Source organism: Deltaproteobacteria bacterium (genome assembly GCA_026129095.1).
Lineage (GTDB): Bacteria > JAGRBM01 > JAGRBM01 > JAGRBM01 > JAHCIT01 > JAHCIT01.
This window is the reverse complement of record JAHCIT010000001.1, coordinates 1-12,086: the sequence shown is the minus strand read 5'-3', so window position 1 is coordinate 12,086 and position 12,086 is coordinate 1. Positions and strand designations below refer to the sequence as shown.

The following is a 12,086-nucleotide window of genomic DNA, read 5'->3' as shown; positions in this document are numbered from 1 at the left end:
GGCGGGGGGAGGTTATCTCCGGCAGACCCGTTCCAGGGCTTTCAGGACGTTTTCCAGATCTTCTGTCGTGGTGAGCCGCCCGGCGCTGATGCGGAGCGAGCGGCGTGCTTCGGCTGGGGAAAGGCCCATGGCCAGCAGCACGTGGCTGGGTTCTACCGATCCGGACGAGCAGGCCGACCCTGACGAGACGGCGAACCCTTCCAGATCGAGCGCCTGTATGACCGGCTCCGCATCCTGGTCCAGGGTGAGATTCCATGTGTTCGGCAGGCGGGGGGCATCGTCCGTGACGGGCTTCCACGGTGACCCGGCAAGCCGGCCAGTCATCCACCGGTCAAGTGCGGCCAGATGGGCGAACTCGGCTTCTCCGGTAGTCCGGATCGCCTCAGTGGCCGCGCCAAGGGATGCAATGGCAGCAAGGTTTTCCGTCCCGGCCCGCCGTCCCCGCTCCTGGGGGCCGCCAGTGATGAGCGGTTCCAGCGGCCTGCGTCCGGGATTCACCAGAATCCCTGCGCCTTTCAGCGCCCCCAGCTTGTGACCGGAAAAGGTGAGGAGGTCGGCGCCCCACAGGCCAGAGGGCAGGGGGAGCCGCCCCGGCCACTGGGTCGCATCCACATGGACCGGAACCCCGGCGGCGCGGGCCTGATGGACAATTTCGTCCACGGGAAACAGCACTCCGGTCTCGTTGTTGGCGGCGTGGACCGACACCAGCGTCGCGCCCTTGGCCAGTTCCCGCTCCAGCGGGCCGGGAGGAAGAACCCCACTCCGGTCCACCGGCAGCAAGACCAGTTCGCCGCCGAAGCGGGCCGCGGTGAGGCGGGCGTTTTCGAGCACGCTCGGGTGCTCGGTGGCTGACACAAGGATCCGGTGGCTGCCGCTGGCCGTCCGGAACAGGCCGTAGATGGCGGCAGCATTCGATTCAGTGCCGCCGCTGGTAAAGATGATGGCTTCGGGACTGGTTCCGAGCCAGCGGGCGGCTGCTTCGCGGGCCAATTCGCGCACTCGACGGGCCTCACGCCCCTCCTGGTGGATGCTGGACGGATTGCCGGAAAGGTCCAGGGCCTTCAGGGCGGCCTCCCGCGCCTCCGGGCGGACGGGGGCGGTGGCGTTCCAGTCGAGATAGGTACGGGTCACAAGCGGGGAGACGTCTTACTTGGTACCCAGCCGGCGGGGACCGCGAATCTGGTCCACGGTGGCGAGCAGGTCGCCGCCGCCGCGGGCCCGGTCGAACTGGCCCTGCAGCCGGTCCAGTTCCTGCTGGAGCTTGTCGAGGGCGCTCTCCAGTTCGGCATTGCGGGCCTGAAGTGCCTCGATCCGTGCCTCGTCGGGGTCGGGCATGACGCTCTGGTCCTGGAGCATCCGCTCCTCGTCGGCCCGGTTCTCCGGAGTGTCGGTATGGACGATCCGGCCGGGGATGCCGACCACAACCGAGTGCGGGGGGATCTCCTTCACGACAACCGAACCGGCCCCGATCTTGGTGTGGTGGCCGATCTGGACCGGGCCGATGATCCGGGCGCCGTTTCCGATCACCACATGATCGCCGATCGTGGGATGACGCTTGCCCTTTTCGAGGCTCGTGCCGCCAAGGGTGACGCCGTGGTACATCAGCACGTCGTCCCCGATCTCCGCCGTCTCGCCGATCACCACGCCCATGCCGTGATCGATGAATACCCGCCGCCCGATGGAGGCACCGGGGTGGATCTCGATGCCGGTGGCGAAGCGCGAGAAGTGGCTGAGCATCCGGGCCGAGAGCTTGAGGTTCCGGTTCCACAGGCCGTGGGCCGCCCGGTGCATCCACAGGGCATGGAGCCCCGGATAGCAGAGGAGCACCTCGGCCGTGCTGCGTGCGGCCGGATCCCGTTCAAATACATTGCGGATGTCTTCGCGAATGTGCTGGAAGATGCTGGGCACGGGCCCTGACTTGTCCTTCCGGTCCACCACTATTATCGGCATGGGCACGGGTCCCGGTCCGTGCCCGGCCCCCATTTCAACCGGGGGTCCGGGACGCTATCCTCTCCTTCCTGATACATAAGGAAGGCCGGATGCGTCCTACGTGTATATTTATGAAGGCCCCGGAAGGAAAGATCAAATTGGCCGGTTCATACCCTGTTTCCCGTTTATGGAAGTTCAGCGGACTCCTGGTGCTGGTGCTGTCGTCCTCCCTGTGGGGCCGGGAGCCGGTCCGCGTTCTGGTGATCCCGCCGGTGAAAGTGGGCGGGGCCGCCGCCCCGGCCGAAGCTGAAGGGGTCGCCAGCGCCATTGAATACGAAATCGCCTCCCCCGGAGCGGTGGAAACCATCCCCCGCAGCGAGATGGAACGTCTGCGCCGCGAGAAGGGCATTTCGGCCTCAACGGAACCCGGTTTCGACGAGGCGTTCGATCTGGCCCGTTCGGCGGGGGCCCGCTTCATCATCTGGGGCAGCTACCAGCAGTCGGGCGAGGTGTACCGGTTCAACATGGTTGTCGGCGACACCAGCACCGAGACGGTGAAAAAGCTCCGTTCCACCCGGAGCGACCTGTTCGGGGTCCAGGACGACCTCTCGGCCGAGGCGAAGAAGATCGTCCAGCAGACGGCCTCTGCCCCGGCGAAGGCGGTGACGCTCTCGGCTCCGGCCCCTGAGCCCCCCGCCGCTGCGCCGGCGGCCAAACCGGCCGCTTCTCCACAGGCCTCGACACAGCCGGCTCCCGCCGCGCCGGTGAGGAAGGCCGATCCGGTCCGGCAGGCAAGGGAACTGTTCAACCTGGGAGTCCGTCTTGGCGACTATTCCGACCGCGAGCGCGACTACTATCTCAAGGCTTCCGCCCTGGATCCCCAGTTTGCGGAGCCGCACTACGCGCTCGGCGAGCTTTTCTACCAGCGCAAGCAGTACCGGGACGCGCTCGGCGAGTTTGAAAGGTTCCTGAAGATGAAGCCTGACGCCCCGGAATCGTTCGGGGTCAGGACCGTGATCGCCGAACTCCGGCGCCATCTGGGCGAGCCCGAACCGGCGGCTCCGGTGGTGACGCCGGTCCCTGCACCCGTTCAGCCGGAACCGTCCGGTTTCCAGCCGTCGGCCGAACAGAAGGACTGGAAGGCGGCCCGCTGGTTCAACGAGGGACTCAAGCTCGAAACCACCGACCGGGCCCTGTATCTCGAATATCTCAGGCAGGCGATCCGCACGGATCCCTCGTTCGCGCCGGCCTACTACAACCTTGGCTACGACTTCTACGAGCGCAACGACTACCCGCAGGCCCGCGCCCATTTCGAGAAATACCTGGAGCTGGCTCCCCGTTCGGCGGATGCACCATCCATCAGGGAACTCGTGGAAACACTGAAGCGGTACTGAAAGGCCTCCTGCCGCCAGCGATGACCGCCGCCGAAAACATCCCCTTGGCCCCGTGGGCCGAACGGCACCCGGACGTCAGGGGGCGGCGCTACCCGGAAACCCACAATGACGGCCGCCCGGACTTTGAGCGGGACCGGGACCGGATCATTCACACGGGAGCGTTCCGGCGGCTCGAATACAAGACCCAGGTGTTCGTCAACCACGAGGGCGACTACTACCGCACGCGCCTCACCCATTCGATCGAGGTCGCCCAGGTGAGCCGCGCCATCGCCCGCCGCCTCCGCCTGAACGAGGATCTCGCCGAGGCGCTCGCGCTGTCGCATGACCTGGGGCATCCGCCGTTCGGCCACTCGGGGGAGGCCGTCCTGAACGGCCTGATGCGGGAACACGGCGGGTTCGAACACAACCTCCAGTCGCTCAGGATCGTCGAGGAACTGGAAACCCGCTATCCCGGCTTCCCGGGAATCAACCTCACCTGGGTGACGCGGGAGGGAATCCTCAAGCATTCGCCCGGAAAGCCATTCAGAAGCTGCAAACGGATCGAACGGCTCGACCCTTCAAGGCCGCCCTCGCTGGAGGCGCAGCTCATCGACCTCGCCGACGAGATCGCCTACCTCAACCACGACATAGACGACGGGCTGGAGTCGGGTCTTCTGGACGCGGACGCGCTGGCAAAGGTCGAACTGTGGGCGATGGCACTGGAGGAGGCCCGCCGCCGCCTGAGGGATTCGGGCGAGACGCCCGCCACCCGGACCCCGAAGATGCGCGAGAAGGTGTTGCGCCTGACAGCGATCCGGTGGCTCATCGGCCACCTGATCGGCGAACTGGCGGGGGAAACCTCCCGCCGGGTGGAGGCGGCCCGTGTCGCCACGGCCGACGATATCCGCAGCCGCGGCGGCTGGCTCACCGCCCTGCCGGAGGGGACCGACGTCCTCCGCCGCCAGCTCAAGGCCCATCTCTACCGGAACCTCTACCAGCATCCCAGGGTGGAGGCCCATCACCGGGAAAGCGACAGCGTGGTGAGCGAGGTGTTTCTCTATTTCGCGGAACGCCCGGACGAGCTGCCCGATACCTACCGGTCGAGGATCGGCAAGAAGGGGCTGCACCGGTGCGTGTGCGACTACGTGGCCGGCATGACCGACCGCTACGCTTACCAGACGAGGGACCGGATCCGGGGGAAGTAGCTACTCGCCACCCTTGTATTTCCGGAGGAGCGCGGCGTTCTGGTCGCGGACCTCTTCCGGGCGCGGCTCGGTCACGTAGTAGTCATCGGCCGCGCTGTTCGACTGGGTGAAAGTGGCGCCGAACCGCTCGGCCTCGTTCCAGTTCCTGAAGAACCCGGCGCGAACGCGGTGGTAGTTGACCCCATCCACATAGCGGGGCGTGACGTAGAAATCCGCCGCGCCGCTGGCCGAGAGCGATGCCAGCAGGCGGTTTGCCTCGCCCGCGCTGGGGAACGAGGCGAACTGGACGGCATAAGGCTGGACGGCAGCCGTGAGCGAATTCTTGTCCATCTGGGAGAGGGCCTTGGGTTCTGGCACCTTCAGCGTCTTGCCGGCGCGGACGATGGCCACCCATTTCCCGCCCTCGGTCTGGAAGGCATGGGAAACGGCGTCGGGGTTCGCCTGCCACAAGACCCACCAGTCGTCGCCCTTGCCGTAGATGTCCGGGCGGGCAGCGATGTCCTCCATCGTGGCGCCCTTCTTGACCGTATAGCTCGCCAGCCGCTGCGGCTTGGCTTCGGGCTTGGGTTCCTCGGCCTTTGGCGGCGGAGCCTCGACCGGCGGGGGAGGCGTCACGGCGACCGGCCGGGGCTCGGGCTCCCCGCCCAGGAAGAACAGGACCACAAACAGGACCAGCACGAGCGCGACCACGAGGGCCCCGCCGACAACGACTATCTTCTTCCGGTTGGCATCCATCTATCGTCCAACTCTCCTGGCGGCTGTCCCCGTCCGGGGCGGCGGCCATAACCTGCGGCTTTCGTTAAGAGATACCAGAAATCGGGGTAGGTGTCCATGCAGGGCGCGGCACCGGGGTTCTAGGGGGCGGCAGGGGGGGGCGCGGCCGGTCCGGCCGCCGGGGCGCTTTCCAGCAGGGGCAGGGCGGCATCCTCCTGGTGGCGGAGTCCCGAGGCGTCCAGAAGCCGCCGCTTCCAGGCCCGCTCGATCTCGCGGAACGATTCCACCAGGGCCTGCGCCTCCTCGTTCTTGCGGCGAAGCTCTGCCGACAGGAGCGACAGTTCCGTGCGCTGGCGGTCCAGACTCTCAAGGTCGGCGGACCGGAGCCAGAAAACGGCACCGGCGGCAAGAAAGACAACGGTGAGCGCCAGAAGCATCACGGCGCGAAGCGCCGACTTCTGCTGCTGCAGGATCTGGTCGAGTTCGTACTTGTGCTCGCGCATCAGCACGTCGAGGTCGATCTCCGCGCGGCGGCGGAGCGCGTCGATCTCGTCGCCGAGTATCGGCGAGAGCCCGGACGCGGGACGCTGTGAAACGGGATCACTCATCGGTGCACGCGGAGAAAAGCATACCGTCCCTGCTGACATGCCCGCAAGGGAGCCGCCGGCCGGGGCGCGACAGACCGCCGGAACCTGTCGATTCTTATTGCAATTGGGTGCCCGATATCCTTACAATTCATTCATTCGCCGAAATCTGTCGAAAGGAGGTAACCAGGCGGTGGCAGCAAAGAAGAAAGCAGCTAAGAAGACGGCCAAGAAGAAGCCCGCGAAGAAAGCGAAGAAGCGCTAGTGCGCTTCTTCTACCCGGTTCCGGTTCCCATCTGCTTCAATGAAGGACACGAACATACGTGAGCCCGCAGTCGCCGGTAGATTCTATCCGGCGCGAAGAGTGGAACTGGACGCCACGGTCCGCGAGTATCTCCGCCGGAATAAATCCCCCCGAAACTTTCTGGCGATCGTCATGCCCCATGCGGGCTACGTGTACTCGGGTTCCGTGGCGGGAGCAGTAGCCGCGTCGGCCAATGTGCCGGACACGGCGGTGCTCATCGGACCGAACCACACCGGGCTCGGGGCCCGGGCGGCAGTGTGGACTTCAGGGGCCTGGCGAACGCCGCTGGGCGACGTGCCGGTCGACGAAGAGTTGGCCCGGGAGCTGGTAACTGGATCGGCTATCCTGCGCCCCGACGTCATGGCCCACGTGCGTGAGCATGCCCTTGAAGTCCAGCTTCCGTTCCTTCTGGAACGAAACCCCCGGCTGAAGATCGTCCCCATCACCCTTGGGGGTCTCTCCTTGCAGGAACTCCGCGCCGCCGGCGCCGATATTGCCCGGAGCATCGCCCGCGCCCGCGAGGCGGCCGGACGGCAGATCCTCATCGTCGTCTCCAGCGACATGAACCATTACCTCCCTGACGCCCTCACCCGGCAGCTCGACCGGCTGGCCATTGACGCCATGCTGGAGCTGGACCCCGAAAAGCTGTTCCGGACGGTCGAGGAGAAAGACCTCTCCGTCTGCGGCTACCAGCCGATTACCGCCATGCTGGAGGCGGTCCGCCGCCTCGGCGCGACCCGCGCCGAGCTTCTGGACTACGCCACCAGCGGCGACGTGAGCGGCGACCTCACTGCCGTCGTCGGCTACGCGGGCCTTGGGTTCGAGTAGTGAGGAGTAAAAGGCGCGGTTTCAGGCCGGAGCGCCGGCCACGGGCACGGACAGTTTCTCCAGTTGTCCGGCCATGGTGGCGGCCCTGGCTTCCGCCTTCAGGATCCTCGCCAGCACATCCAGCTCTCCCCTGGCCGCACCACCCGGAACGGCCGCCAGTTCCCGTTCCAAGGCCCTGAGATCGGGTTCGTTTTCCTGCAACGGACCAAGCAGTTTCGGGATCAGCTCCATCACGATGCTCCCCGCCGCGGCCCGTCCTTCAGCCTGTGCCAGATCTTCTTTGGCGGTAGCCAGCCGTCTGGTGGCTTCCTCGATCTTTTGCTGTTCCGAGATGCGAAGCCGCTCGGCGAGCTGTACCTGCACGAATGCCCACGTGAAGCTGGTCCATACTGTCGCCAGAAGTGTCAGATAGAAGACCGGCGCCAGCTGATCGTCAATCTGCCGTAGCCGGAAAAGTGGCGCATAGTGCCACGCACCCGAGATATCCCCCCAGGCTAGGAGCAGGATGGTGGCGGTGCCACCAGCCCATCCTGCCCATCCAATTCGCGTATCCAGAAAGACCAGGTGACAGATGAGGAGCCCCGGAAGGATTGCGAACACGGCGCTGCTGACCGTTCCGAAGAGACGCAACAGGCCGAAGGAGAGCAGGAATACCCCGATCAGCGACAGATAGGCCGGCAGGCGGGAGTTTTCATTCCGCACGATGAAGAAGCGTGCCGCAGCCACTGACAGTCCGAGCCACAGGACGTATCCCCAGAGCAGCCAGACGAGGGGGTTCAGGTCAAGCAGGTTATCCGCGATTCCTGCCTTCCAGGCATAGCTCACGCCTGTGCTCATGAAGAGGGCGAGCGGAAGCAAAACCAGGTTCATGAAGAACGCTTTCCGCGCCAGCGGCCAATCGGTGGAGGTTTCATAGCGCTCGGCGAGCGTGGAGCGGAGCGAAGCCGGGCCACGGACCGCATCCGGCAGACTTTCGGCTTCGTATCCGGGAGGGACGGGACCGATCGCCTCGTGCCGCATCACGTCGTCGGTCTCCTTCTGCAGCCGGTGGACCACCTCGGAAATCCGCTTTTCGCGTGCCAGTATCCTCTCGATGAGCGGTAGGGCCCTGTCGCGGATGGAAGCGGGGAGATCCTCGCGCAGGAGCTGGAGGAGCGCCCCGCTGGAGGCCAGCGGGTTCCCGAGTTCATGAGCGGCTGCGGCACCCGCCCCGGCGATGATGGAGAGCGCCTTCGACCGCGCCAGTGAATCCTTTGCGCGAGCCAGCTCTCCATAGGTTTTCCCGATGGCCTCTCGTAGCCGGGCCCTGCTGGCAGTTGTCGCCTGAACCAGCAGGAACACCAGCGAGAACCCCGCCCAGCTCACACAGAGAACCGGCACGTAGTAGATCGCACGGGTATGCGAATCGAGGGTCCGTTCGAGGAATGCGCGGGCATAAGGCATCAGCCCCAGCGTATCGACGGCCGCCATTACGCAGGTGAGCAGGGTCGCCAGGAAATAGGTCCACCATCCGATGCGGGTATCGAAGGCGATGGCGGCGAACAGGGTGAGCATCGGCGCGATGAAGAAGTACGCCGTTGTGATCTGCCCCCACGCATGAAACAGGAGCATGACGGTGAAGGCATAGAGCCAGATGAGAACGTGGGCGAGCCAGCGCTCCTCGCCCTTCGAGCGCATACGCCAGAGGCAAACGAGGAAGAACGGGACGAGCCAGGCAAACCAGGCGCGGCGGATGAAGATCAGGGGGGCCGGGTCGAAAAATCCTCCCACACGGCTGCTATGGGAAACGGCTGTTCTCAGTCCGGTGGAGGCGAGCAGATGTACAGCCAGCGCCAGGCTCGTCAGGAGAAAGACCTTCCGGCCTGTGGGCCAGCCTACGACCCGTTCGTAACGGTCAAGAAAGCGGTCGAAAAGGGACGTCGGGGCGCCCTGCGGTGACGAACCAGCCATCAAACCACCCGTCTTTTCTTCATGGACTGCGACTGTCCCAGCATGGACGGGCCAGGCCCTCCTTGAAAAGGGAAGACCTGCAACCAGATTGAAGACTGCCTTGAGGTATGCTGTCCGGGTCCGGTAATCGGCCCCCTAGTTCATTCCCTCGTGCGGGGCGGTGATCTTCGGCTGCATCCGGGCACGGCGTTCGGCGTTCATGCGCAGGCGCTTTTCCTCGATGTGGGCGAATTTTTCCGGCGGCATCAGCCAGTCAATGAGCCATTCGGCCTGCTTGCGCGAGGGCGGGGTGATGAGGCCGCGCCGGGCATCCTCAGGGATCTCCTTGAACAGGTTGATCCAGTCGATCGTGTCGCGCTTGGCCTGCTTGTTCCAGTTGATGTTGAGGGGCTTTGCGTCCTCCATGATCCGGGTTTGCGCCCGTATCATGTAGTAGTTCCACAGGATCTGGTAGCCGACGAACCGCATGGCCCGGACCCGGCCCGTCTTGCGGAGCAGTTCGGGCAGGTAGTTCTTGGCCAGCGCCACATGCTTCACCTCGTCCAAGTCAATGTAGTGCAGGCAGTCGCGCAGCACCGGCTCGTCGAAGTTGTCCTGGATCATCGTGAAGATGCTGTGGGCGACGTTCTCGACGATCAGGTTCATGCCGAGGAGCTTCAGCACCGGGTCGTCCACGGCGAGGATGCTGTCGAGCAGCTTTTTCGCCCACGGGTTGATCTCGGGGATCGGGATGTCGAGGGCCTTCAGGTACCGGCCCATCATCATCACGTGCTTGGTCTCCTCCATCGTCTGGAAGGAGAGCACGAACTGGGCGGCGAGGTCGGGCACCAGCCCCACGAGCTGGGCCGAGGTGTGCATGGCGACGATCTCGCCGTAGTAGATGATCGACATGAGGCCGGCGATGGCCTTCTTCTCCTCGGCCGTGAGGTCGATCTTCCCGCCGTTGCGGGACAGGATTTCCTCGAACACCTTCTCGTCGTCCCAGAACACCTTCTTGGAGCCGGCCACCGAGGAGGCGAGCTTGGGGAAACTGTCCACCGAGACAAGGTTCTCGGGGCGGTAGGGGCTGAACTCCTTGTTGAGCTGCATCGGCATGGGGGCCTCCTTTTCGGGTTCCGGGGGTTTTCGCCTGCGGGGGAGCGCGTCAGCTCCGGTGGCCCGCCTGGCCTGTGACCTGTTTCCATAGATCCGGGTCGGACGGGGTGACCATCCGGCGGACAAGGGACGCCGCACGCACGGCGTCGCGGCCGTGCAGGGCATCCAGAAGGTGATGATAGAAGGTACGCATCCGGTCCGGGTGGCGGTCGATCTCCCCCTGCATGAGGATGCGGATGTAGGGCTCGTAGGTCCGGATGATCTCGAAGAAGGTGTTGGAAAGCAGTTCCAGCGCGATCGACCGGGTGGCGGCGAAGACGGCGCGGTGGAACCGGCGGTCCAGGTCCATCGCCTGGTCCACATCGCGGGCGTCGATGGCCTCGTCCATCGAGCGGCAGAGTTCGCGGAGCGCCTTGATCTCGCCGGGGGATATCTGCCGGGCGGCCATCTCGGCGGCGCCGCTGTAGATGATCCCCGCCGTCTCGCAGACCGATTCGATGGCCTTGAGGTCGAACCGGCCGGCCATGTCGGGCCGGGTGAGCATGTGGCGGAGGAGATCAATGGAGCCCGTCTCGTGGTAGTCGAGGACGATGCACCCCTCGCCCTGGCGGCGCTCCACGAGGCCGAGGTGCTCCAGTTCGGCCATCGCCTCGCGCACGGTGGTGCGGTTCACGGCGAACATGAGGGCGAGTTCGCGCTCCGAGGGCAGCCGGTCGCCAGCCTTGTAGGTGCCCTTGAGGATCTCCGTCCGCACCTGGCCCACGATGGCGTCGGTGAGGTTTTCCTTCTTGACCGGCTGGAAGTTCATAGGGGTTCCGGGCTGCTTCCTTAATATATAATGGCTGGCCGTGTGCTTTGTCCGGCGGGACCGGGTATGGCTCCTGGCTCGTTGGCCGGGTGGTCCAACCAGTCGGGAGGATATCCACCCTGCCGTATCGCGTCAAGAGGGGGAGTTTGCCCCCTGGATTTTAATCTTCCCCCGGCATATCGGGCCGTGCAGCCCCTCTGCCACGGCTCACCACGCCTCAAACTTTTCTGTCCCCCTTGCCGTTTTCACACCCGTATTTACATTCGACCCGCCGAGGTCATTGGCAGTCCCCGCTTTGGAGTGCTAAGAGCCGTCGGCCGATGGGCGACTTCTGGGGGCGGCCCGCCACGATGAAAATGGCGGAAATACGGTAAAACACTCCTGTTTCCGGCAGTTAGGCTGGGCAGCACCGGCTCTCGCCGGAACCCCGGAAGCACCAGAAACCAAACCCTGAATGAAAGAAGAAGTGAGGATAGACCACATGGCCGTACGACCGCTAGGCGACCGGATTCTCGTCAAACGCGAGGACGAAGAAGAAAAGACCAAGGGCGGGCTCATCATCCCCGATGCCGCCAAGGAAAAGCCTTCCAGGGGCAAGGTTGTGGCAGCCGGCAAGGGCCGCGTGCTGGAAAGCGGCAAGACCGAGCCCCTCGACGTGAAGAAGGGCGATATCGTGCTGTTCGGCAAATATGCCGGGACCGAAATCAACATTGAAGGCGTCGAGCACCTGATCCTCCGCGAAGAGGATGTGCTGGCTATCATCGAAAGCTGATGTGGCGAAGCACCGGGCGGGAGGGGTTCCCGCCGGTGCAGCCAGCCGGATTTTCACCTCTAACCCCTTAAGGACATACCAACATGGCAAAACAGATCATTTATGACACCAGCGCACGTGCGAAAATCCTGGAAGGCGTGAACCGCCTGGCGAACACCGTCAAGGTCACTCTCGGTCCCAAGGGCCGCAACGTCATTATTGAAAAGACCTTCGGTTCCCCTACCGTGACCAAGGACGGCGTGACGGTGGCCAAGGAGATCGAACTCGAGGACAAGTTCGAGAACATGGGCGCCCAGATGGTGCGTGAAGTCGCCTCCAAGACTTCCGACACGGCCGGTGACGGCACCACGACCGCCACCGTGCTGGCGCAGGCGATCTACCGCGAGGGTGTCAAGCTCGTCACCGCCGGTCATGATCCGATGGAACTGAAACGCGGCATCGAGCAGGCCCTCGAAACTGTCGTGCAAGAGATCAAGAAGCTCTCGAAGCCGATCAAGGACAAGAAGGAGATCGCCCAGGTCGGT

At 64.7% G+C, this 12,086-nt stretch carries 12 protein-coding genes; 5 read left to right on the top strand and 7 right to left on the bottom strand.

The genetic code is table 11. The annotated features are described in order from the left end of the window. Positions 1 to 12: 12 nt before the first annotated feature. Together KIT79_00060 and cysE are read right to left on the bottom strand one after the other, a co-directional pair. Positions 13 to 1,131, bottom strand: coding sequence for a cysteine desulfurase (locus KIT79_00060; GenBank protein MCW5827688.1), 1,119 nt, complete (start codon positions 1,129 to 1,131; stop codon positions 13 to 15). A gap of 15 nt (positions 1,132 to 1,146) precedes the next feature. Continuing rightward, the gene (gene cysE, locus KIT79_00055) at positions 1,147 to 1,899 is read right to left on the bottom strand and encodes a serine O-acetyltransferase (GenBank protein MCW5827687.1); all 753 of its coding nucleotides are present in this window, start codon (positions 1,897 to 1,899) and stop codon (positions 1,147 to 1,149) included. Positions 1,900 to 2,087: 188 nt separating this feature from the next. Between cysE and KIT79_00050 the strand changes: the two genes are divergently transcribed. Next, on the top strand, positions 2,088 to 3,323 hold the full coding sequence (locus tag KIT79_00050; GenBank protein ID MCW5827686.1) for a tetratricopeptide repeat protein: 1,236 nt from the start codon (positions 2,088 to 2,090) through the stop codon (positions 3,321 to 3,323). Between the two features lie 20 nt (positions 3,324 to 3,343). After that, positions 3,344 to 4,507 (top strand): deoxyguanosinetriphosphate triphosphohydrolase, encoded by a 1,164-nt coding sequence (locus KIT79_00045; GenBank protein MCW5827685.1) that lies wholly within the window; start codon positions 3,344 to 3,346, stop codon positions 4,505 to 4,507. Here the strand turns inward: KIT79_00045 and KIT79_00040 are convergent, their stop codons facing one another. Together KIT79_00040 and KIT79_00035 are read right to left on the bottom strand one after the other, a co-directional pair. Further along, positions 4,508 to 5,242: an SPOR domain-containing protein gene (locus tag KIT79_00040; protein ID MCW5827684.1), complete on the bottom strand. Its 735-nt coding sequence runs from the start codon at positions 5,240 to 5,242 to the stop codon at positions 4,508 to 4,510. It abuts the gene before it with no gap. Between the two features lie 119 nt (positions 5,243 to 5,361). After that, the gene (locus KIT79_00035; GenBank protein MCW5827683.1) at positions 5,362 to 5,829 is read right to left on the bottom strand and encodes a hypothetical protein; all 468 of its coding nucleotides are present in this window, start codon (positions 5,827 to 5,829) and stop codon (positions 5,362 to 5,364) included. 280 nt (positions 5,830 to 6,109) lie between these two features. On the opposite strand from KIT79_00035, the gene amrB reads away from it, so the two are divergent. Continuing rightward, positions 6,110 to 6,937 (top strand): AmmeMemoRadiSam system protein B, encoded by an 828-nt coding sequence (amrB, locus tag KIT79_00030; GenBank protein MCW5827682.1) that lies wholly within the window; start codon positions 6,110 to 6,112, stop codon positions 6,935 to 6,937. Positions 6,938 to 6,958: 21 nt separating this feature from the next. On the opposite strand, the gene KIT79_00025 is transcribed toward amrB, so the two are convergent. The 3 genes from KIT79_00025 to KIT79_00015 all read right to left on the bottom strand — a co-directional run bounded on the left by KIT79_00025 (position 6,959) and on the right by KIT79_00015 (position 10,790). After that, the gene (locus KIT79_00025) at positions 6,959 to 8,887 is read right to left on the bottom strand and encodes a hypothetical protein (protein ID MCW5827681.1); all 1,929 of its coding nucleotides are present in this window, start codon (positions 8,885 to 8,887) and stop codon (positions 6,959 to 6,961) included. Positions 8,888 to 9,022: 135 nt separating this feature from the next. Continuing rightward, positions 9,023 to 9,982 (bottom strand): ferritin-like domain-containing protein, encoded by a 960-nt coding sequence (locus KIT79_00020; protein ID MCW5827680.1) that lies wholly within the window; start codon positions 9,980 to 9,982, stop codon positions 9,023 to 9,025. A gap of 49 nt (positions 9,983 to 10,031) precedes the next feature. Then, positions 10,032 to 10,790: a FadR family transcriptional regulator gene (locus tag KIT79_00015; GenBank protein MCW5827679.1), complete on the bottom strand. Its 759-nt coding sequence runs from the start codon at positions 10,788 to 10,790 to the stop codon at positions 10,032 to 10,034. A gap of 481 nt (positions 10,791 to 11,271) precedes the next feature. Between KIT79_00015 and groES the strand changes: the two genes are divergently transcribed. Together groES and groEL are read left to right on the top strand one after the other, a co-directional pair. After that, positions 11,272 to 11,562 carry a co-chaperone GroES gene (gene groES / locus KIT79_00010; GenBank protein ID MCW5827678.1) on the top strand — a complete coding sequence of 97 codons (291 nt, stop codon included), beginning with the start codon at positions 11,272 to 11,274 and terminating at the stop codon, positions 11,560 to 11,562. Between the two features lie 83 nt (positions 11,563 to 11,645). Then, the coding region (groEL, locus tag KIT79_00005) for a chaperonin GroEL (GenBank protein ID MCW5827677.1) at positions 11,646 to 12,086 on the top strand (441 nt) is incomplete at its 3' end.